At 69.9% G+C, this 19,260-nt stretch carries 22 protein-coding genes and 1 tRNA gene; 19 read left to right on the top strand and 4 right to left on the bottom strand.

The window, feature by feature from the left end:
* Positions 1 to 1,015, top strand: a 1,015-nt coding sequence (gene rlmB, locus AC5LSR_RS09940) for a 23S rRNA (guanosine(2251)-2'-O)-methyltransferase RlmB (protein WP_493468375.1), incomplete at its 5' end; no start/stop codon positions are given.
* A gap of 73 nt (positions 1,016 to 1,088) precedes the next feature.
* Here rlmB and AC5LSR_RS09935 read toward each other — a convergent pair.
* On the bottom strand, positions 1,089 to 1,646 hold the full coding sequence (locus AC5LSR_RS09935; protein ID WP_250284227.1) for a MarR family winged helix-turn-helix transcriptional regulator: 558 nt from the start codon (positions 1,644 to 1,646) through the stop codon (positions 1,089 to 1,091).
* 467 nt (positions 1,647 to 2,113) lie between these two features.
* Between AC5LSR_RS09935 and AC5LSR_RS09930 the strand changes: the two genes are divergently transcribed.
* Both AC5LSR_RS09930 and AC5LSR_RS09925 read left to right on the top strand, forming a co-directional pair.
* The gene (locus AC5LSR_RS09930) at positions 2,114 to 2,866 is read left to right on the top strand and encodes a FadR/GntR family transcriptional regulator (protein ID WP_250292766.1); all 753 of its coding nucleotides are present in this window, start codon (positions 2,114 to 2,116) and stop codon (positions 2,864 to 2,866) included.
* A 253-nt stretch (positions 2,867 to 3,119) separates the two neighbouring features.
* Positions 3,120 to 3,192 (top strand) — tRNA-Thr (locus tag AC5LSR_RS09925).
* Positions 3,193 to 3,301: 109 nt separating this feature from the next.
* On the opposite strand, the gene AC5LSR_RS09920 is transcribed toward AC5LSR_RS09925, so the two are convergent.
* On the bottom strand, positions 3,302 to 4,525 hold the full coding sequence (locus AC5LSR_RS09920; RefSeq protein WP_250292769.1) for a helix-turn-helix domain-containing protein: 1,224 nt from the start codon (positions 4,523 to 4,525) through the stop codon (positions 3,302 to 3,304).
* Positions 4,526 to 4,729: 204 nt separating this feature from the next.
* On the opposite strand from AC5LSR_RS09920, the gene AC5LSR_RS09915 reads away from it, so the two are divergent.
* From AC5LSR_RS09915 to AC5LSR_RS09865, 11 genes are all read left to right on the top strand, one after another.
* Positions 4,730 to 5,206 (top strand): glycine-rich domain-containing protein, encoded by a 477-nt coding sequence (locus AC5LSR_RS09915; RefSeq protein ID WP_250292771.1) that lies wholly within the window; start codon positions 4,730 to 4,732, stop codon positions 5,204 to 5,206.
* 18 nt (positions 5,207 to 5,224) lie between these two features.
* On the top strand, positions 5,225 to 5,860 hold the full coding sequence (locus AC5LSR_RS09910; protein ID WP_250292774.1) for a hypothetical protein: 636 nt from the start codon (positions 5,225 to 5,227) through the stop codon (positions 5,858 to 5,860).
* Entirely contained in the window at positions 5,839 to 6,075 is a 237-nt protein-coding gene (locus AC5LSR_RS09905; RefSeq protein WP_250292777.1) for a hypothetical protein, read from the top strand. The genes AC5LSR_RS09910 and AC5LSR_RS09905 overlap by 22 nt, the downstream gene beginning before the upstream one ends.
* Positions 6,076 to 6,252: 177 nt before the next feature.
* A complete protein-coding gene (locus tag AC5LSR_RS09900) occupies positions 6,253 to 6,672 on the top strand; it encodes a DUF6941 family protein (RefSeq protein ID WP_250284220.1) in 420 nt (139 codons plus the stop codon).
* A gap of 289 nt (positions 6,673 to 6,961) precedes the next feature.
* Complete coding sequence (vapB, locus tag AC5LSR_RS09895) at positions 6,962 to 7,195, top strand: type II toxin-antitoxin system VapB family antitoxin (RefSeq protein WP_250284218.1); 234 nt, start codon at positions 6,962 to 6,964, stop codon at positions 7,193 to 7,195.
* Positions 7,196 to 7,206: 11 nt separating this feature from the next.
* A complete protein-coding gene (locus AC5LSR_RS09890) occupies positions 7,207 to 7,629 on the top strand; it encodes a PIN domain nuclease (protein WP_250284215.1) in 423 nt (140 codons plus the stop codon).
* Between the two features lie 492 nt (positions 7,630 to 8,121).
* The gene (locus AC5LSR_RS09885; RefSeq protein WP_250284213.1) at positions 8,122 to 8,430 is read left to right on the top strand and encodes an ArsR/SmtB family transcription factor; all 309 of its coding nucleotides are present in this window, start codon (positions 8,122 to 8,124) and stop codon (positions 8,428 to 8,430) included.
* Between the two features lies 1 nt (position 8,431).
* Positions 8,432 to 8,665 (top strand): hypothetical protein, encoded by a 234-nt coding sequence (locus tag AC5LSR_RS09880; RefSeq protein WP_250284210.1) that lies wholly within the window; start codon positions 8,432 to 8,434, stop codon positions 8,663 to 8,665.
* Positions 8,662 to 9,402, top strand: a complete 741-nt coding sequence (locus tag AC5LSR_RS09875) for a sensor domain-containing protein (RefSeq protein ID WP_250284208.1) — start codon at positions 8,662 to 8,664, stop codon at positions 9,400 to 9,402. Before AC5LSR_RS09880 ends, AC5LSR_RS09875 begins: the two co-directional genes overlap by 4 nt.
* 72 nt (positions 9,403 to 9,474) lie before the next feature.
* Positions 9,475 to 10,254 (top strand): ABC transporter ATP-binding protein, encoded by a 780-nt coding sequence (locus AC5LSR_RS09870; RefSeq protein ID WP_250284206.1) that lies wholly within the window; start codon positions 9,475 to 9,477, stop codon positions 10,252 to 10,254.
* A complete protein-coding gene (locus AC5LSR_RS09865) occupies positions 10,254 to 12,764 on the top strand; it encodes an FtsX-like permease family protein (protein ID WP_250284204.1) in 2,511 nt (836 codons plus the stop codon). The genes AC5LSR_RS09870 and AC5LSR_RS09865 overlap by 1 nt, the downstream gene beginning before the upstream one ends.
* An 82-nt stretch (positions 12,765 to 12,846) precedes the next feature.
* On the opposite strand, the gene AC5LSR_RS09860 is transcribed toward AC5LSR_RS09865, so the two are convergent.
* Positions 12,847 to 14,055, bottom strand: a complete 1,209-nt coding sequence (locus AC5LSR_RS09860) for a YncE family protein (RefSeq protein WP_250284201.1) — start codon at positions 14,053 to 14,055, stop codon at positions 12,847 to 12,849.
* On the opposite strand from AC5LSR_RS09860, the gene crcB reads away from it, so the two are divergent.
* Genes crcB through AC5LSR_RS09845 form a run of 3 tightly spaced genes read left to right on the top strand, consistent with a single transcriptional unit; the run spans position 14,003 to position 15,412 of the window.
* The gene (gene crcB / locus AC5LSR_RS09855) at positions 14,003 to 14,647 is read left to right on the top strand and encodes a fluoride efflux transporter CrcB (RefSeq protein ID WP_493468374.1); all 645 of its coding nucleotides are present in this window, start codon (positions 14,003 to 14,005) and stop codon (positions 14,645 to 14,647) included. The genes AC5LSR_RS09860 and crcB overlap by 53 nt on opposite strands.
* 49 nt (positions 14,648 to 14,696) lie before the next feature.
* On the top strand, positions 14,697 to 15,041 hold the full coding sequence (locus AC5LSR_RS09850) for a DUF190 domain-containing protein (protein ID WP_250284197.1): 345 nt from the start codon (positions 14,697 to 14,699) through the stop codon (positions 15,039 to 15,041).
* A complete protein-coding gene (locus AC5LSR_RS09845; protein ID WP_250284196.1) occupies positions 15,038 to 15,412 on the top strand; it encodes a fluoride efflux transporter FluC in 375 nt (124 codons plus the stop codon). Before AC5LSR_RS09850 ends, AC5LSR_RS09845 begins: the two co-directional genes overlap by 4 nt.
* A gap of 75 nt (positions 15,413 to 15,487) precedes the next feature.
* Here the strand turns inward: AC5LSR_RS09845 and AC5LSR_RS09840 are convergent, their stop codons facing one another.
* Entirely contained in the window at positions 15,488 to 17,002 is a 1,515-nt protein-coding gene (locus AC5LSR_RS09840) for an MFS transporter (RefSeq protein WP_250284193.1), read from the bottom strand.
* A gap of 70 nt (positions 17,003 to 17,072) precedes the next feature.
* Between AC5LSR_RS09840 and AC5LSR_RS09835 the strand changes: the two genes are divergently transcribed.
* Entirely contained in the window at positions 17,073 to 17,507 is a 435-nt protein-coding gene (locus AC5LSR_RS09835) for a MarR family winged helix-turn-helix transcriptional regulator (protein WP_250284192.1), read from the top strand.
* A 241-nt stretch (positions 17,508 to 17,748) separates the two neighbouring features.
* On the top strand, positions 17,749 to 19,224 hold the full coding sequence (locus AC5LSR_RS09830) for an MFS transporter (protein ID WP_250284190.1): 1,476 nt from the start codon (positions 17,749 to 17,751) through the stop codon (positions 19,222 to 19,224).
* Positions 19,225 to 19,260: the final 36 nt, after the last annotated feature.

Raw genomic sequence — 19,260 nt, 5'->3', positions numbered from 1 at the left:
GGCCCGTGATGACCGGGCCGGTGACGCCGCAGCCCGCGGCGGCCCCCGTGCGCCACGGCAGGGCCGCCCGGCTGGATCCGCCCGGCCCGGCCCGGCCCGCGCCGGGGCCGGGGCCGGGGCCCGTGATGACCGGGCCGGTGACGCCGCAGCCCGCGGCGGCCCCCGTGCGCCACGGCAGGGCCGCCCGGCTGGATCCGCCTGGGCCGGCCCGGCCCGCGGCGGGCGCTCCGCCGGCCGCGGGGACCGCGACGAGCCCGAGGAGCTGGTGGTCGGCCGTAACGCGGTGGTCGAGGCGCTGCGGGCGGGCGTCCCCGCGTCCGTCCTCTACGTGGCCGCCGGTACCGAGTACGACGAACGCCTCGACGAGGCCCGCCGGCTGGCCCCACCCGCCGGGGTGGCCGTCGCGGACGTCGCGCGCGGCGAGCTGGACCGGCTGTGCGGTTCCGCGCCGCACCAGGGGCTGGCGCTGTCGGTGCCGCCGTTCCGCTACGCCCATCCCGACGACCTGCTCGCCCGCGCTCAGGAAGCACCGCCCGGGCTGCTGGTGGCTCTGGACGGCGTGACCGACCCGCGTAACCTCGGGGCGGTCGTCCGGTCGGCGGCGGCGTTCGGCGCGCACGGGGTCGTGGTGCCCGAACGGCGGGCGGCCGGCGTCACGGCGGCGGCCTGGAAGACGTCGGCCGGCACCGCGGCCCGGCTGCCGGTGGCGCGGGCGACGAACCTGGTGCGCGCGCTGACCGGCTGGGCGCAGGCCGGCCTGTTCGTGGTGGGGCTCGCCGCGGACGGCGAGGTCAGCCTGGACGACCTGGAGATGGCCTCCGACCCGCTCGTGCTGGTCGTCGGCTCGGAGGGCCGCGGCCTGTCGCGGCTGGTCGGGGAGCACTGCGACCTGACCGTGCGGATCCCGATGGCCGGGGATGTCGAGTCGCTCAACGCCGGGGTCGCCGCGGGCGTGGCGCTGGCCGAGATAGCCCGCCGCCGCCGGCTGGACGCGGCGGCGGCGCACCTTCTCTGAGCCGCCTCCCGCTCTGAGCCGCCTCCCGCGCGTCCCCTGGCCCGAAGCCGGCCGGTGCCGCCGGCCTACCGTGCTACTGGCCGACCACCTGTGACCAGTGCGCTGTCGAGGCGGGTGCGGACGACACGGCAGATGCGGGCAGCCCGGCAGATGCGGGCAACACGGCCGGGGCGGAGCGTCCGGTCTCGTCGTCGAGGATGGCGACGGTCCGTTCGAGCAGGGAGCGGAACTCCTCCGACTCGGCGGGGGTGAAGACCGCGGTGAGGCGCTGTTCGACCGCGAGGGCGACGGCGTCCGCCCGGTCCAGCAGCGTCCGGCCGGCGGGGGTCAGCCGGCACTGGAAGACCTTGGCGTGGACGTCCGACCGCTCACGCACGATCAGCTCCTTCGCCTCGAGCGTGAGCAGCAGGCTCGCCATCGACTGGGGCGTGACCATACATCGGCGGGCGAGCTGGGCGCCGGAAAGCCCCGGCGAGCCGGCAAGGGTGAGCAGTACCGTGTACTGCGGGACGGACAGGCCGACGTCACGCAGCGCCCGGGTCTTCTCCCGGATGAGCGCCTGCTCGGCCCGCTTGATCGAATGCCCGAGGCGGGACGCGGCGACAGCGGGCGACGGTTCGTCCCACTCCATTTCGTGGCCTCTCCTCTCGCATCCTCTCGCACACCGTCGGTACCCCCGGGCGGATACACCGGCCACCACCGGACGGATACACCAGCCCGTGGGCCCGGATATCCCGGGCCGTCACGTCAGCGGCGCGGAAATGGCGGCGTCAGCACTCTAATACTCCCTACCCACCCCCAACCGGCAGTGGTACATAAACCGTCATCCGTGGTGGCAGCGTGGATACGGCGATGTGTCAGCCAGCGGTGACGGCGCGGCGCCCGGTCAGCTCGCCAACCTACCGGAAACCCAAAACAATGGCCAGCGAACACCGGTGTGGGTGGATTCACACGGCGTGGGCGGCCTCACAAGAATCCGGCCGCGCCGGATCATGACACTCTTCCGCGGTTAGCATGGCTTCTCACGCTTCAGCGAGGAGGCGGGCGACAATGGCTGTCAGGACGACGAGAACCGCCAGGACGACAAGGGCTGTCAATATGTTCGGGCCGGAACGCGGGCCGAGGTTCAGCAAGTTCTCCGAGCTGGTCGCCGACGACCTCCGGGGCAGGATGGCACGCGGCGAGGTCAGGCCCGGCGAGCATCTCCCGCCGGAGAGCGAGCTGATGGACGTGTACGGTGTCGCGAGGCCGACAATGCGCGAGGCGCTGCGCATCCTCGAGTCCGAGTCCCTGATCGTCCTTCGGCGCGGCTCCCACCTGGGGCCACTCGTCCAGGAGCCGGACACCCGGGTGCTCGCCCGGCAGGCCGGCCTGCGGCTGCAGATGCAGGGCACCTCCGTCCGGGACCTGCTCGAGGCACGGGCGGTGATGGAACCGGGCGCGGTGGCGCTGGCGGCGGCCCACCGGAGCGGATCGGACCTGCGGGGCATGCGCGACTGCCTGCTGGCCGCCGCCCGCTCACGCAGCATTCTCGATTTCTCCCGGCCGTCCGCCGAATTCCGCATCCTGGTCGTGCGGTCATCCCACAACAGAACTCTGATCCTGATGGCGGAACTCGTCTCGGCCCTTCTCCGAAAGGAGCACGAAGCCGTCCTGCGGAAAATTCCCGAGGCGGCCGGGCAGCAGCTCATCCGGCAGTCGCTCGCCCGCTACGAACGCCTGACCGACCTGATAGAAAACCAGGACGTACGAGGCGCCGTCGCATTCTGGCAGGACAACGGCGCGGCAGACATCGAACTCGGGACGGACAACACCCCGCAACCGGGCCCGATGCTCACGGTCTACTCCTGACCAACCATCCCGGGACGCGCTCCCGACGCAGCAGCCCTCACCCCTCACGACCGGGGACGCGTGGTCACCCACAGGCGGCGCATCCCCGGCCGGCACCTTGTCAGCCCTCGGCAGCCTCAACCCCCGGCAGCGGCGCCGGTACGGTCAACAGCAGGCGGCAGAACGGTGACGCGACCGGCGTCCCAACGATCACTCGGCCCCGAGGCGCGTGATCCTCCCCCGATGCCCTACGCTAGGAAGCGTCCTCGGACCGGCCGGCGTGGCGCAACTGGCAGCGCACTCGACTTGTAATCGAGCGGTTAGGGGTTCGAATCCCCTCGCCGGCTCCCTCCTGACCTGGGCCTTCGTCACTGACCCGACCCCGAAGTGATCGTCATGTACCCAGCGGTGTACCCAGGCCATCTCCACTGTCCGGTTCGTCGGTGGCGTCTGTAACTACGGTCGCACGCCCATAGACGCCGCAAGCCCTGCAAGGCCGACCTTTCGGGCGCGCCGGACGGTCGCCGCGTCAAGAAGATCGCGAACTATCTGGTGTGCAAGCCGCTGGTTACGCAGCCACTCAGGGGCCGTCCCCTGAAGCTGGCCGACAGTTTGGATGGCCGCGTTGTACTCCCGCACCGCTGTCTGCGCTTCGGCCACGGCAAGCAGGTGACGGGACCAAGTCGACTGCGGAATGTGCGTGGTGGGCGGCACATTGCGTGCCAGCGCCAGCGCCAGCGCGCGTGCCGCGTCGCCAATGGTCATCGCCATCTCCACCTCCATCGTGGCTACGGTTGTCGGGCCGAAGGATGCAAAGTACTCGCCGTAGTCGAGCCGGTCCCGTTCCACGCGTACGGCGGCTGACCGGGCCAGGTTCAGTAGATCACGCGCACGCTCCGGCCGGTTGTTGCGCGCCGCGCAAGCCGAAGCTCTGACCAGCAGCCGTCCCCACACCGAGATGTGCGCGGGAGTGCTCCTCGTCAATGAGGGTTCGATCTCCTCTGCCATCTGAACGGCTGTGTTCTCCGCATCCGCGAATCGACCCTGTCGCAGAAAGATCCACGCGAGGTATGAGGCGGTTGATCCCCGGATGACGTCGTCGCCGACCATCTCCGCTGTCTCTCCCGCCTGTCGGAGGGCGCCGTAGGCGAGGTCTTCGTACCGAAGCTGGATCAGCACGGAGCCGGCGATGATGTACGCGGATGCAAGGAGCCGGTTGGCCTCCATGCCGTCGCTCTCGTCGTCCTCCGCCGCGGCCGCACGAGCCGCGGTCAGTACAGCGGGAAGCTCGGTGACGGCCTCGTTCAGCCGCGAGTCGTTATAGAGCCGCGCCGCGTCTTCGACCATCGCGCGCAGCGTCACCGCCGAAACAGGCGCTGCCGGGTCCAGCCGCTCTGCCGGACTCGGCTCCAGAACCCGGCGTAGGGGCAGCAGCGCCGCTCTCCCGTGTTCCTCCGTGTCGTCCATGTAAGCGGCTCCCTCGAACAGCTCAGCCGTCCGGATATCCAGTCCACGCGCGAGTGCGTGCAGAGTCGCGACCCGGACGCTATCCCGTTGTCCCTGTTCCAGTTTATTGATCACAGCGACCGAAACTCCGGACCGTTCCGCCAGTTCCTCCTGGGTCAGTCCCCGCCGTCGGCGCACCTGCGCAAGTCGATCCCCGAGGCCTGTTTCCGTCACCGGTCTGACCACCCCTGCCGCTGGATACTCACCCACAGCGTCCCAGACATGACGCCGCGCGCCAGCAGAATACGCCGCTACGTCCGTTCAGTAAGCAGAGTTGTACTGACAGGCTTCTCTTCGGCGCCCGCCTTCGGCGGCATCCCCGCCGACCAAGTCGCCGGGAGTCTGCGCCTACCACAGCGATAGGTAGAGGAGAGCAGCATGTCCACGCCAACGACGGTCGTCACCCGCAGAGGCCGCGACCTTGTCGCGCCGAAGCTGTTCAACCGGCTGTCCGCCCGGCTCGCGGCCGATCATCTTGTCGACCGCGAGTACGCGGAGCGAGTCATCGACCAGTCTCTCGCCTTCCTCGCCGCGTGCGGCACGGACCTCGAGACGCCGCACAGGCCCAGCCACACCGTGGACATGGGTTGGCACACCTTCCTGTTGCACACCAAGGAGTACTCGCTGTTCTGCCGGCAGATCGCCGGCCACTTCATCCACCACGTGCCGGACGACACGCCGCCCAACCTCACAACCGCTCCAACCAGGCACGCCTCTACGATCACCTTCATCGAGCAAGCTGGATACGTCGTCGACCATGAGCTGTGGTTGACGAGCGCCAGGTGCGACCCTGACGAGTGCTCGGCAAGCGGCAGGGATGGCGACGAGAACAAGGACGGCCGCATCCTCAGGTAGACGGAGCCGATCTTTCCGATGAAATGGAACGACCTGCCCACACAGGTCCGCGACGCGGTCGAGGCGCACACCGGACCCATCATCTCCACCAGCGCGGTAGATGAGGGGGACGGCTGCGACCTCGCCGCCGTCGTCGACACGGACGACGAGCGGCTGTTCGTCAAGGCCGTCCATGGCGAGGGCCGCCGGGCGCGCTGGCTGCGCAACGAACACACCTACGGGCACCTGGCCGCCGGTATCGCGCCCAGTACACGGTTCGCCTGCCAACTCGACGGCTGGCTGCTGGTCGGCTTCGAGCACATCGTCGGCCGGCCGGCGAACCTCGCGCCCGGTTCCCCCGACCTGCCCCGCGTCGGTGCCGTCGTCGACAGCATCGCCCGCCGGCCCGGCGATAATCTACGTCCGCTTTCCGAGCGATGGCGCAACGGGAAGGCGTGGGCGGAACTGAAGGCGCTGCCAGCGGACACGTTCCCCGGCTGGGATATCGCGGCGGCGGCCCGCCACGCGAGCGCCGTCAGCGAAGCTGTCGCGGGGGACAGGCTGATCCACACGGACCTTCACGCCCACCAGTTCATGATCGCGGACGATCGGATCCGGGTGGTCGACTGGGGCTGGCCGGCCCAGGGCGCCGGATGGTGGACGCCGCGTTCCTGATCATCCGCCTCGTCGGCGCCGGGCATTCACCGGAGCGGGCCGAGCGGTGGGCGGCCGGGCTGACCTGCTGGGCCGGCGTATCCGACGATGCCCTGACCGCCTTCGCCTGCCACGTGGCCGGGCTGTGGACCGTCCGCGCCCGGCAGGCAGGCACCCATGCGGCCCACAACCGAGCGGCGACGGCACGCGGCTACGCCACCTGGCGAAACCTCTGACTCATCTCGTGGAAACCGGTTTCCCACCCCCACCGTGCTGAGCGAGTCGCATGTGAAGGGCTCTGACCGTGTCCTGCTCTCTGCCGACGCCGGCACGACGGCGGCATCTACGTCATTTGTCCGTATTCTGCGCGGCCCCGTCACGCTTCGCTCCCCGGCGCCAGGAGCCGCTGTCGCATGAAAGTCACCATGATCCTGTGCGATGCCGCCCAGGTGTCGGAAGGGAAGCTCTACATCCTCGGCGGTGGCTGGAATGTTGCAGGCCCCGGCCCCTTCCCTGCTGCGATCGGCATGCTGATCGAGGTCCCATGGGATCATGGCAACAGGCCGCTTACCCTCCATCTTGAGCTTCACGAGGAGGATGGCTCTCCCGTCGTCCTGCCAGGACCGGTCGGACCGCAGCCGATCAAGGTGGAAGCCCGGGTGGAAGTAGGGAGAACGGCCGGCGCGGCAAAGGGCTCCCCCCTTACGGCACCCCTCGCGATCAATATGACGCCGTTTCCTCTGACTCCCGGTCGCCGTTACACGTGGAAAGCCCGGATCGAGGAGGAGCCCGAGGACGCATGGGAGGTCGGCTTCCAGGTCCGGCCCACCTGATCGCCCCTTCCAGCAATCCAATGCTGGCATTGCATGCATTGCTGGCTGAGTGGCGACGACGCCCACGCCAGACCCGGCTGGCGCCACGGACAAGCCTGAAGGCTGGCGGACGGATCGAACCGCATTACGGGGCAGGAAATCGCACCGCCGCGCCATTCGAGCACCAGCGGCAATGGCCCGCGTCTGGCCCCGCCGGCCGGCCGGGACGGGACCTTCAATGATCATCTCACGTAATCGATCATGCTATCATGAGCGAAGAATCTGATATCAGACCTGCGAGGTGACACTAGTGGCCGACATCCTGGTGCGCGACGTACCCGACACGGTTCTTGCCGAGCTTGATGCCGCCGCCGCCCGGGCCGGCATTTCGCGTGTCGAGTACCTGCGCCGCACGCTTGCCGCCGAAGCCGAGCGGGCATCCCGCGACGCGCGTCCCCCGCTTGCCCGGACGGACTGGGCGCGGCTGGGCGGGCTGATCTCGGACCTCACCGACGAGGACGTGATGCGCGGAGCCTGGTCTTGACAGGTCCGGTCGTGACAGGTCCGGTCGTGACAGGTGGCTGGCTCATCGACAAGTCGGCGATGGTCCGCATACCGACCCATCCCGATGAGCCCGTCTGGTCACAGCGAGTCGATCAAGGTCTGGTGCACGTGTGCGCGGTCACGCTGCTCGAGGTGGGATATTCCGCCCGTAACGGCGCTGAACACGCCCAGCTTCTCGGCACCCTGCCTCTCGCGCGCATGGTCATCCACTGGGACACGCCGGCCACCGTGACCCGGCGCGCCTACGAGGTCCAGGGCCTGCTGGCCACGGCCGGCCGCCACCGGGCCCCAGGCGTTCCCGATCTGCTGATCGCGGCGACGGCGGAAGCCGCCGGGCTTACGGTCCTGCACCGCGACCAGGACTTCGAGCTGATCGCCGACCTGACCGGACAACCGTTGTGCCGGCTGCCCTGATCTTCCACCACCCCCACACACCACGGCACGGCTGACACTCGAAGACCCGCGGCTGGCCGGTGAGCGTCCGCTCGAACATGCCTGCGTTCATGAGATCGAGGGTGAAAGTGGCTGCTACAGCGACCACTTTCACCCTCGATCTCATGGTTCCCGACACTTCGGAGGCGTCAGGGATGGGGGCAGGGGCGGGGGGAACCCCGGGGCTGTATCCGGTGGCCAGCGGGACGGTCGGCGTGTGCGCGGCCGGTCGGGAGGCAGGGGCGCGGGTGGGCGGCGGAGATCGCGGTGGCGCTGGAGGGCTCGGCGGCGATGCCGGCAGCGGCCAGCCTGGTGACCGGTCCGGCCGCTGACGCGGCACTGACCGAAACCTGATCCAGGCCGACTCACCGCCAGGGGTTGACGGCGCCGCATGACACCTGTCAGTATTTTCTGACAGGTGAAAGATGGGCATGACAGGGAGGGGAATCGCTGAACAGCGAGGAGCTTCTCGTCGTGCTCACCGCGCTGGGGCACGCGCAGCGGCTACGCATCCTCGCGGAACTGGCCGCCGGACGAGTACACGTCAGCGAACTGGCCCGCAGGCTGGGCCTGTCCCGCCCATTGCTGTACATGCACCTCGAACGGCTGGAGAAGGCCAAGCTGGTGATCGGGCACCTGGAACTGTCCGAGAACGGCAAGGCGATGAAGCATTTCGAGCTGGTCCCGTTCGAGCTGCGGCTCACCGCCGACACGATCCTCACCGCGCTCCGAGAGGACCAGGAGACCGGCGCCGGAGGAGAAGATGACCTGAAAGGAGTCTGACATGTTCGGGGGCGTGGTCGCGATCGCCATCGTGCTGATTGTCATCGGTGGCATCGCGGCGAGCGTTGTCTCGTACTTCAGCCTGCAGAAACACCGCGCCGACGCGGTGGCCATGGCCGGCTACCGCAAGCTCGCCGAACAGGCGGTAGCCAACCAGGAAACGCTGAGAACCGAACTTGCGGGGCTGACCAGACGACTCACGGCGGTCGAGGAGCTGCTACGGAGCGTCGGATGACCAGTCCACAAAATGATCCGTTGCGCCACGGCCGGCATCCGATCCGTCTCCCGCTCTCCTCGGCGCCGTGGATCGCGGCCGGATATCTCGGTGGATACCTGCTGGTCGGCACCGTGCTGTTCGCGGTCTGCCTCAGTCTTCTCTCGGTCGCCGCGGCTACCGGCATCTTCTGGCTCGGTGTGCCGGTACTGGTCGGTGCGGCCGGCATCATCCGCGGTTGCGCCCAGATCGAGCGGCTGCGCGCCGGGCTGGCCGGATGGCGCATCCCGAACGCCTATCGGCCGGTCCTGAAACCCGGCATCCTGGCTCAGGCCAGGACCCGGTGGACCGATCCGGCCACGATACGCGACTGCGTGTATCTGATTCTGCTTTATCCTCTGTTGTTCGCACTCGACCTGACCGCCCTGCTGCTCTGGATCGCCGGTGTGGCCGGGGCTCTCCTGCCCCTGTGGTACTGGTCTATTCCGGGCGAGCACGGGGTACAGCTCGGCTATTTCCCGGACGACGGGCCCGGCACCGGAATCAAGGTCGACGACCTGTCCACCGCGCTGCTCGCCGCCATCGGATTCGCCGTCCTGTGCGTGCTGCTGGCCTATCTGGTGGTCGCCGCCGCCCGCCTGCACCGCGCCGTCGCCACGATGCTGCTGCGACCGCCGGTCGATCCACTGGCCGACGCCAGACGCATGCTCACCGAACCTGGACCTCTCTCCCTGGCGCCTCTTCACCTGGACAGGTAAGTCCGGACCGGGGCGTCCGCATATGAAAAAGAATTCCTGGGAACCTGAATCCAACCAGGGGAGCAGAACACTGTGGTCGCATCCCGCGGTTCCGCGGCGGACGATGTCGTGCGCCTGGATGCCGTCCGAAAGGTCTATGGCAGCTCCCGGGGCGGCGTCGTCGCGCTGGATTCGGTGTCGATCGTGTTCCGCCGCCACACCTTCACCGCGGTGATGGGCCCGTCGGGCTCCGGTAAAAGCACCTGCCTGCACTGCGCGGCCGGGCTGGACACCCCGACCTCGGGATCGGTGACCCTGGACGGCCGGGAGATCACCAGCCTGGGTGAACGCGAGCTGACCATTCTGCGTCGCGAAAGAATCGGCTTTGTCTTCCAGGCGTTCAATCTGCTGCCCGCGCTCACCGTGGCGGAGAACGTCGCGCTGCCGGTGCGCCTTGCCGGCCGCCGGCCCGGGCGAGGCACGGTGGACGCGGTGCTGGCGCGGGTCGGGCTCGGCGAGCGCGGGAGGCACCGGCCCGGTGAGCTGTCCGGCGGCCAGCAGCAGCGGGTGGCCATCGCCAGAGCGCTGATCACCCAGCCCTCGGTGATCTTCGCTGACGAGCCGACCGGCGCGCTGGATGCCTACACGTCCCTGGAGATCCTCGACCTGTTGCGGCAGGCGGTCCGCACCGGCGGCCAGACCGTTGTGATCGTCACGCACGACCCCGTCGCGGCCGCGCACGCCGACCGGGTGGTGTTCCTGGCCGGCGGCCGGCTCGTCGGCGAGATCCTCCAGCCGACGGCACAGGCACTGGCCGAGCAGATGACCAAGCTCGGTGCGCGGGGCAGGACGCCGGCCGGGCAGGTGTCCTGATGCCGCTCCTGGCCCTGCGGACGCTGAGGTACCGCGCCGGCGGCTTCGCCGCGTCGTTCGCCGCGCTGGCCTTCGGCGCGGTGCTGGTGATGGCCTGTGGCGGCCTCATGGAGACCGGGATCCGTACCGCGGTCCCGCCGCAGCGGCTGGTCGCCGCCGATGTCGTGGTCACCGGCGACCAGTCGCACCCGGAACCGGTCCGGCTGGACGCCGCGCTGGTGGCCAGGATCAGGTCGGTGCCCGGCGTCGCCGATGCCGTGCCGGACCTCTCGTTCCCCGCCGCGCCGCTGCGCGACGGCACACCGGTCACCGACGGCGATCAGCGGATCGGGCACGCCTGGGCGTCGAGCGCGCTCGGCCGATACCGGGTCCGCGACGGCGCCGCGCCGGCCGAACACGAGGTCGCGGTGGACGCGGCCACCGCGGCACGGGCCGGCGTCCATGTCGGCGACCAGGTCGACGTCGTGGTACGCGGCGTCCCCGCACGGTTCCGGGTCAGCGGTGTGGTGTCCACGGAGCGGCCGGCCGCGGGCGCGTTGTTCTTCGCCGAGCCCGACGTCGCCCGGATCGTGCCCGCGGCCGACCGGGTGGACGCGATCGGCGTGCTGGCCGCGCCGGGCGTCCGGGGCGGGCAGCTGCGCGACGCGCTGGCAACAGCGTTGAAGGACACGCCCGCGATACTGCTGACCGGGAACGAGCGCGGCCTGGCCGAGTTCGCCGACGCCGCGGACGGCGGCGAGACGATGATCGTACTGGCCGGCGTGTTCGGTGGGCTCGCGGTGCTGGTGGCCGTCTTCGTGGTGGCCGGCATCCTGGGCCTCTCCGTGCAGCAACGGCAGCGGGAGATGGCGCTGCTGCGGGCGATCGGCTGCACCCCTGGCCAGCTGCGCCGGCTGGTGCTCGGCGAGACCGCGGTCCTCGGCCTGCTGGCCACCCTGGCCGCCTACCCGTTCGGTGAGCCGGTCGGGCGGTTCCTGTTCGGCCAGCTGACCGACGGCGGTGTCGCCACCCCGGCGATCGTGTTCCACCAGGGCTTCGTGCCCACGCTGGCCGGCTCGGCGGTGAGCGTGCTGACCGCGCTGCTCGCCGCCTGGGCGGCCGGCTGGGCCGCGGCCCGCACCCGGCCGACCGAGGCGCTGGTCGAGGCCGGCCTGCGGCGGCGCTGGGTGAGCTGGCCGCGCATCCTGTTCGCGGTGTTGTTCCTGGCCGGCGGGATGGCCCTGACCCTGGTGACCGCGCTGGTGATGAAGGGCCCGGTCGCGGCGAGCACCGCCGGCCCGACCGCCATGTTGTGGGCCACCGGTTTCGCGCTGCTCGGCCCCGGCCTGACCAGAGTGATCGTAGCGGTGCTGTACGTACCGCTTCGTGTGATGTGCGGGCTCGCCGGCCATCTCGCCCTGCTCAACGCGCGAACACGGCGGGTCAGGACAGCCGGCATGATCATACCGGTCATGCTTGCCACCGGCCTGGCCACCTCGTTGCTGTACCTCCAGACGTCCCAGTCCGCGGCCGCCGACCGGGCCTACACCGAGAACCTGCGCGCCGACGCCGCGCTCACCGCCACCGCGGGCGGCTTCCCGGTCGACCTGGTGCGCTCGGTGCGCACGCTGCCCGGTGTCGGCCAGGCCAGCGCGGTGGTGAACAGCGAGGGCTACCTGGAGAGCGAGGAGGTCGCGGAGACCGGCTACCGGGAGACCGTGCCGCTGCGGGGCATCACCGCCGACGGCGCGGACCGCACCGCACCGGTCGCGCTGACCGCCGGCACCCTGGCCGACATGCGTGGCGACACGGTGGCGCTGGCCACGACGAGCGCGCGGCACTTCGGCTACAGGCTCGGTGACACCGTGCCCCTGTGGCTGGGCGACAACACCAGGGTCGCGGCGAAGGTGGTCGCGCTGTTCACCGCGCGCCACGGGTTCGAGACCATGCTGGCGCCCGCCGAACTCGTCGCCCCGCACACCAGGACCGGCCTGGCGCAGGAGATCCTGGTACGCGCCGCCCCCGACGTTGAACCGGGCACGCTCCTCGCGGCCCTCACCCGCTTCGCCGCCGGCCATCCCGGCCTGCGTGCGGCCGGCCAGGACGCCCTGCGCTCGGCGCACGCGCAGCAGGAGCGGACCGGCATGTGGATCAACTACCTGCTGGCCTTCATGATTATCTGCTACACGGTGCTCTCGCTGGTCAACACCCTGATCGTGGCCACCGCCGAACGTCGTGGGGAGTTCGCCGTACAACGCCTGACCGGCGCCACCCACGGCCAGGTGCTGCGCATGATGAGCGCCGAGGCGGTGCTGGTGGTCGCCGGCGGCATCATGCTCGGCACGCTGGTGTCGATCACCACGCTGGTGCCGTTCAGCCTCGCGGTCAGCGGTTCGCCGCTGCCGCACGGCCCGCTGTGGATCTACCTGGCGGTGACCGGATCAGCCGCCGCGCTCACCCTGTCCGCCACCCTGCTCCCCACCCTCCACGCCCTGCGCACCCCGCCCGTCGCCGCGTCGGTCACCCTGTGACCTCGTCCGTCCACTACACGTTCTTTTCTCGGCTTTTCCCGGTTTTTCCCGGCGGCGACGGCCGTCTCGCGAGCCGGCCGCGTCAGCGCAGGATGCCGGTGTGGCCGAGGGAGTAGCGGCCGGGCTGGGGCCAGACGCAGGCGCCGTGCGGGCCGGGGCCGACCTTGATGCGGGCCAGCAGGCCGCCGTCCCTGGTGGAGATCGCGTAGACCTCGCTGTTGTAGCGGCCGGTCAGCCACAGCACCGAACCGTCGGCGGACACCCCGCCCATGTCCGGGCTGCCGCCGCCGGGGAGCTGCCATTTCTGCCGGACCTGGCGGGTCGCGAAATCGATGACGGAGATGGAGCCCTCGCCGCGGTTCGACGCGTACATCACGGTCGCGTCCCGGCTCGGGTAAAGGCCGTGCACGCCCTTGCCCGTCGCCAGGAAACCAATCTTCTGGAACCGCACCGGATCGATGATATGCAGGCCGTCCGCCATCATGTCGGCCACGTAGAGCAGTTCGCCCCGCGGATCGAGTTTGATGTCCTGCGGCATGCCACCGACCACCAGGTAGCCGACGACCGACAGCGTCCGCAGGTCGACCTTGACCAGCTTGCCGGAGAACTCGCAGGTGGCCACGAAGAAGGAGTCGTCGGCGGCGAAGTCGACATGGTCGACGCCGGGGCAGTCGACCTTCACCTGGGTGCGCAGCTCCCAGGTGTTCGGGTCGTAGAAGTCCAGCCGCTGCAGCGCCTCGGCGACAACGACCGCGTATTTCCCGTCCGGCGTGAAATACATGTTGTACGGGTCGGCGACGGGGATGTTCGGCCCTTTTATCTTCCCGGTGGCCGGGTCGAGCGGGGTGAGGCTGTTACCCGTGTTGTTGGTCACGTACAACGTCGACAGATCCCACGACGGGACGACGTGCTGCGGAGTGCCACCGGTCACGAAATGGTCGACCACCTGGAAGGTCGCCGGGTCGATCACGTCCACGGTGTCGCTGTCGCTGTTCGGGACATAGACGAGCTGCCTGGCCCCGCGGACGGCGGGGCTGAGCTGGTTCGCCCCGGCGGCGGCGTACACGTTCACCGGCTGTGCCCCGCCGCCCCCGCCGACGGCGGTCGACGACGGCGGGGGCGACCGCGGGGACGGCGGGCTCGCCGCCGCTCCCGAAGCCCGCGCCGGGGGCGGGGCGGGCTCGGACGGCCCGGCTTCCTCGCCGCAGGCCGCGACCACGCCGAGCCACAACGCGGCGATGACCACCAGGCGCAACGCCCGTGACGATCGGGCGTCGTGGTATGTCCACACAGGGCATGCTCCGATTCCGGCGGGTTCGGGAACGACAAGCGTAGAGGCGTCCACCTTGGTGGCACCCGGCCGCATAGGAGGCTATCCAGCCAGGAAGGCGCGTATGGACAGCACCCCATCACGGAAAGTCGTCAAATCCGCCGATCCTGGCGTGGATTCGTACATTCCAGCGCCACACCCGAAGCCGCGCCAGGGGCTATTTTTATTACTGACGGTAATTTCGCTTGGCGGGGCGGCGGGGGCGTGTGCCCGCTACGCGGCATCGCTGCTCTGGCCGGCCCCGGCCGGCGCCTTCCCGTGGACGACGGTGCTGGTGAACACCACGGGGTGCGCCGCCATCGGCCTGCTGATGGCGGCGATCACCGAGCTGCCCGCGGCGCATCCGCTGCTACGCCCCTTCCTCGGCACCGGTGTCCTCGGCGGGTACACGACTTTCTCCACCTACGCGGTCGACGCCGAGCGGCTCGTCGACGCCGGCCGGGCCGGGACGGCACTGGCCTACCTGACGTCGACCGCGGCGCTGGCGCTGGGCGCCGTGTGGCTGGCGTCCACGGCGGGACGATCACTGACAGTGCGCTGGAACGGCCGCTGACGACCGCCGACGACCACTCTGGACCATCACGGATAGTGAGGTGGAAGCGATGAGGCTGACCGGGCGGGCACTGCGGCTGACGGTGTTCGTGGGCGAGGGCGACATGTGGCATCACCGTCCGCTGGCAACCGAGATCGTGCATCGCGCCCATGCCGCCGGGCTGGCCGGCGCGAGCGTGTTCCGCGGCCTGGAGGGATTCGGCGCCTCCTCCGTCGTGCATACCACCCGGCTGCTGTCGATGAGCCAGGACCTGCCGACGGCGGTGGTCATCGTCGACGACGAGCCACGGGTCCGCGCGTTCCTGCCCCAGTTGGACGAGCTCGTCACCGAAGGCCTGGTGATCATCGACGAGGTCGAGGTCATCCGCTACACCGGCCGGGCGGCGGACCGGTGAGCTGGTTACTGGTGATCGCGGGGGCGATGGTCGGCGCCCCGGCGCGCTACCTGACCGACCGGGCGGTGCAGGCCCGCCACGACACGCTCTTCCCCTGGGGCACGTTCACCGTGAACGTGGTCGCCAGCGGCGTCCTCGGCCTGGTCGGCGGGGCGGTGCTGGCCGGCGCCGCCCCCGCCCGGGTGGGCCTGCTGGTCGGCACCGGGCTGTGCGGGGCGTTGAGCACCTATTCGACGTTCTCCTACGAGACGCTGCGGCTGGCGCAGGACGGCGCCCGGCTGCTGGCCGCCGCGAACGTTGCCGGCAGCGTCCTCGCCGCCTTCGGCGCCGCCGTCCTCGGGACGGCCGTCGCCCGGGCGCTGTGGGGATGAGAGCCACGGAGCTGAGGACCGTGATGACGAGCTGCGCGGACGAAATACGAGGACGAGATGCAAGGACGAGAACCGTCACGATGACGAGACCGGCTGTTCGGGCAGGGTGGGCTCGTTGGCCTGCTGGGCCGGGATGCCCGCGGTTTTCCGTCCGCTCCGGGGAGCGCGCAGCACGGTGACGGCGAGCAGGAGGCCGAACGCCACGCATCCCGCGCCGGTGAGCACCCCGAGACGGCAGCCGCCGGTGAACGCGGCGAGCTGGCTGTGGCCGTCGGCCAGCAGGCTGGCCGTCCGGTTGCTGGACAGCGTCCCCAGCGCGGCCAGGCCGACCGCGGCGGAGATCTGCATGGAGACGTTGACGATCCCCGAGGCCAGGCCGGCGTCGGCGGGCGCGACCTGGGCCACGGCCATGGTCAGCAGGGGCATGAAAACCGCGCCGGTCCCCAGCCCGACCAGGATGAAGGCGAAGAAGAGCCCCGGGAAGTAGTCGACGCGCTCACCCCCGAGCGACCAGGCGAGCAGCAGCAGTCCAGCGATCATGGAAATCAGCCCGGAGATGAGGACCCGCTCGGGTCCGAAGGCGGACACGAGCCGGGCGGTGATCCCGACGGAGAGCACGGCCACCATGACGGTCTGCGGCAGAAACGCCAGCCCGGTGTGGACGGCGTCGTACCCGAGGGCCTGTTCCAGGTACAGCGCCCCGAAGAAGAACACCCCATACATGCCGGCGGCCACGACCGCGCGTACGGCGCTGGAACCGATGAGGCTGCGCAGCCGCAGGATCCGTACCGGAACGAGCGGGTTCGACGTGCGCGACTCACGGACGGCGAATGCGCCGAGCAGCGCGACCGCGACCGCGCCGAGGCCAAGGGTGTACCCCGAGAGCCAGCCGTACTCGGCCGCCTGCACGATGGCGTCGATGCCGATCAGCGTCGCCGCGGTGACCAGGACGGCACCTGGCAGGTCGGCCCCCTGCCGCAGGCCGCTGCCGGGGCGTTCGGAGATGAACACGGCCGCGGCCGGCAACGCGAGCAGGCCGATCGGGATGTTGATGACGAAGATCCAGTGCCAGCCCAGGGCCTGCGTGAGGAGACCGCCGAGCAGCAGGCCGAGCGAACCGCCGCTGACGGTGACAAGCAGGTAGACGCTCATCGCCCGGGCCCGCTCATGTGGCTGCGGGAAGTCGGTGACGATGAACGCGAGGATGGTCGCCGATGCCAGCGCTCCGCCCAGGCCCTGCGCGAAACGGGCGGCGATCAGGAACTCCTGCCCGTCGCTGAGCCCGCAGGCGGCCGAGGCGGCGGTGAACAGCGCCATGCCGGCGAGGAAGACCTTCTTCCGGCCGACAAGGTCGCCAAGCCGGCCGGCGACCAGCAGGAAGCTGCCATAGCTGATCATGTAGGCGTTGACGACCCAGGTGAGGTCGGCCTGGCTGAAGCGCAGGTCGTTCTGAATGACGGGCAGCGCGACGTTCACCACGCTGGAGTCAAGAATGATCATTAGTTGCGCCGTGAGGGCAACGAGCAGGGCGAGCCATCGCCGCCGCGAGCGGGAGCGTGTGACCGGAGCCGGAACGATGATGTCGCTCATGGAATAGTCACTATACCGTTGACTATCAACGAATCAATATTGACACCACGATGATAAGATCGTTGGAATCATGAGCGTCGCCGCAACCACCTCAGGGTTGATCGTCCTGTTGACACGCCTCGCCCGGCGCGTGTACCGGGAGGCCACCGACGACGTGCTCGGCATGACGCTCAAGCAGTTCGTGATCCTCAACCATCTCAGCGAGGACACCGGTGTCCCCCAGCGACATCTCGGCGATGTGCTGTGCCTGGACGCGAACAACCTCGTGCTGCTCCTCAACGAGGTCGAGCGCGCGGGCTGGGTGGAACGCCGGCGCGATCCCACCGACCGCCGGCGCCACCTCGTCTATCGCACGCGCGCCGGCAGCAGCGCCCTCACGGCCGCCGAACGCGGGATGGACGCCGTCGAGGACAGGATCCTCGACACGCTGAACCCCCAGGAACGCACGGCCCTGCGCCTCCTGCTCGCCGCCGCGCTGGCGGAGGGTACGCCGTCCCACGACTGACGGCGACCATACATGATCGATCGTAATCGGTCAGGGCCGGTCAGCAACCAGTACACCAGCCACGACGCCGGATGAGGCGTGAAGCGGCCACGCGTGGCGCCTGCGGCGAGCTGCGGCAGTCTCGGCCGCCAGCGGCTGGGCCGACTTCGGGCCGCCGGGTGACCGGACGATTAAGCGGAATCAAACTCCACTTAACTGTTACGATCCGGAGGGCAATTCCGCTTGTCCGGGACGGAGGCCCATGTCCACAGAACGCAGCGACCAGCAGGTCGCCATCACTTTTGCCGCGCTTACGCTCGGTACTGCCGGTTACACACTGTTGCAGTCGATGGTGCTGCCGGCCCTGCCGGTCGTCCAGCGGGATCTGCACACCTCCCAGACGACGGTGACCTGGGTGCTCACCGCCTACCTGCTGTCCGCCTCGGTCGCGACACCCATCCTGGGCCGCCTCGGCGACATGTTCGGCAAGAAGAAGATGCTCGTCGTCGTCTATGCCTCGCTGACCGCCGGATCGCTGCTGGCCGCGCTGACGAGCTCGGTCGGCGTGCTCATCGTCGCCCGGGTGGTCCAGGGGATCGGCGGCGGGCTGTTCCCACTGTCCTTCGGCATCATCCGCGACGAGTTCCCGGCCCGCCGGGTGCCCGGCGCCATCGGGCTGATGTCGGGGATGCTCGGTATCGGCAGCGCGCTCGGCATAGTGATCGCCGGGCCGGTGGTCGACCACCTGTCGTGGCACTGGCTGTTCTGGATCCCGCTCATCATGTCGGCGCTCGCCACCCTGGTAACGGCGCTGTTCATCCCGGAGTCCCCGGTGCGCAGCCCGGGACGGGTCAACCTCCCGGCCGCGGCACTGCTGTCCGGCTGGCTGGTCGCGTTGCTGCTCGGGCTTAACCGGGGCAGCGCCTGGGGCTGGACGTCCGGCGGCACACTGGGCCTGTTCGGCGCGGCCGTGGTGCTGATCGTGCTGTGGATCCAGGTGGAGGAACGCTCCGCCGTACCGCTGATCGACATGACGATGATGCGCGTCCCGGCCGTGTGGTGGACCAACGTGGCGGCGTTGCTGCTCGGCGTCGGAATGTACTCGACCTTCATCGTCATCCCGCCGTTCCTGCAGGCGCCCCCGGAGGCCGGTTACGGCTTCGACGCCTCGGTCACCGTCTCCGGGCTGTATCTGCTGCCCAGCAGCATAGCTATGATCATTATGAGCTCCCTGATCGGCCGGATCACCGCCCGGCGCGGGGCCAAGCAGCCGCTGGTGGTGGGTTCCCTGCTGGCCTCGGTCCCGTTCCTGATGCTCTCGGTGGCGCACCACGAGCCCTGGGAGTTCTTCGTCGCCACGACCATCCAGGGCCTCGGTATCGGGCTTGCGTTCTCGTCCATGTCCAACCTGATCATCGAGGCCGTCCCGGCCGGCCAGACCGGGGCCGCGACCGGGATGAACGCGAACATCCGCACCATCGGCGGGTCGATCGGAAGCCAGGTCGTCACCAGCATCCTGGCCTCCGGCGCCCTGGCGAGCGGGCTGCCGAGCGAGCACGGCTACAGCGTGAGCTTCGCGGTACTGGCCGTGTCGATGGTTGCCGCCGCGGTGGCGGCCGCCATCGTGCCGCTACGCCGGCAGCCCACCGGCACCCCGGCCAGCGAGGCTCCGGCCGCCAGGAACATGACGCTGCCCGAGCCGCGCGGCGGTGCTCCGGCGACCACACAGTCCTGCTAGCGGCTGTGTTCGCCGCGTGACACTACTACCGTGTCG

This window comes from Protofrankia sp. CiP1_Cm_nod4 (assembly GCF_982290645.1).
The sequence above is the reverse complement of the archived record's forward strand: the minus strand, read 5'-3'. Positions and strand labels throughout refer to the sequence as shown.

Bases quoted from the DNA above. Each gene is read 5' to 3' on its own strand.
- AC5LSR_RS09880 (WP_250284210.1), top strand. From the start codon at position 8,432: ATGTTCGGGGGCGTGGTCGCGATCGCCATCGTGCTGATTGTCATCGGT.
- AC5LSR_RS09835 (WP_250284192.1), top strand. From the start codon at position 17,073: ATGAGCGTCGCCGCAACCACCTCAGGGTTGATCGTCCTGTTGACACGC.
- AC5LSR_RS09910 (WP_250292774.1), top strand. From the start codon at position 5,225: ATGAAATGGAACGACCTGCCCACACAGGTCCGCGACGCGGTCGAGGCG.
- AC5LSR_RS09850 (WP_250284197.1), top strand. From the start codon at position 14,697: ATGAGGCTGACCGGGCGGGCACTGCGGCTGACGGTGTTCGTGGGCGAG.
- AC5LSR_RS09875 (WP_250284208.1), top strand. From the start codon at position 8,662: ATGACCAGTCCACAAAATGATCCGTTGCGCCACGGCCGGCATCCGATC.
- AC5LSR_RS09900 (WP_250284220.1), top strand. From the start codon at position 6,253: ATGAAAGTCACCATGATCCTGTGCGATGCCGCCCAGGTGTCGGAAGGG.
- AC5LSR_RS09915 (WP_250292771.1), top strand. From the start codon at position 4,730: ATGTCCACGCCAACGACGGTCGTCACCCGCAGAGGCCGCGACCTTGTC.
- AC5LSR_RS09905 (WP_250292777.1), top strand. From the start codon at position 5,839: ATGGTGGACGCCGCGTTCCTGATCATCCGCCTCGTCGGCGCCGGGCAT.
- AC5LSR_RS09840 (WP_250284193.1), bottom strand. From the start codon at position 17,002: ATGAGCGACATCATCGTTCCGGCTCCGGTCACACGCTCCCGCTCGCGG.
- AC5LSR_RS09930 (WP_250292766.1), top strand. From the start codon at position 2,114: ATGTTCGGGCCGGAACGCGGGCCGAGGTTCAGCAAGTTCTCCGAGCTG.
- crcB (WP_493468374.1), top strand. From the start codon at position 14,003: ATGACCACCAGGCGCAACGCCCGTGACGATCGGGCGTCGTGGTATGTC.
- AC5LSR_RS09830 (WP_250284190.1), top strand. From the start codon at position 17,749: ATGTCCACAGAACGCAGCGACCAGCAGGTCGCCATCACTTTTGCCGCG.
- AC5LSR_RS09865 (WP_250284204.1), top strand. From the start codon at position 10,254: ATGCCGCTCCTGGCCCTGCGGACGCTGAGGTACCGCGCCGGCGGCTTC.
- AC5LSR_RS09935 (WP_250284227.1), bottom strand. From the start codon at position 1,646: ATGGAGTGGGACGAACCGTCGCCCGCTGTCGCCGCGTCCCGCCTCGGG.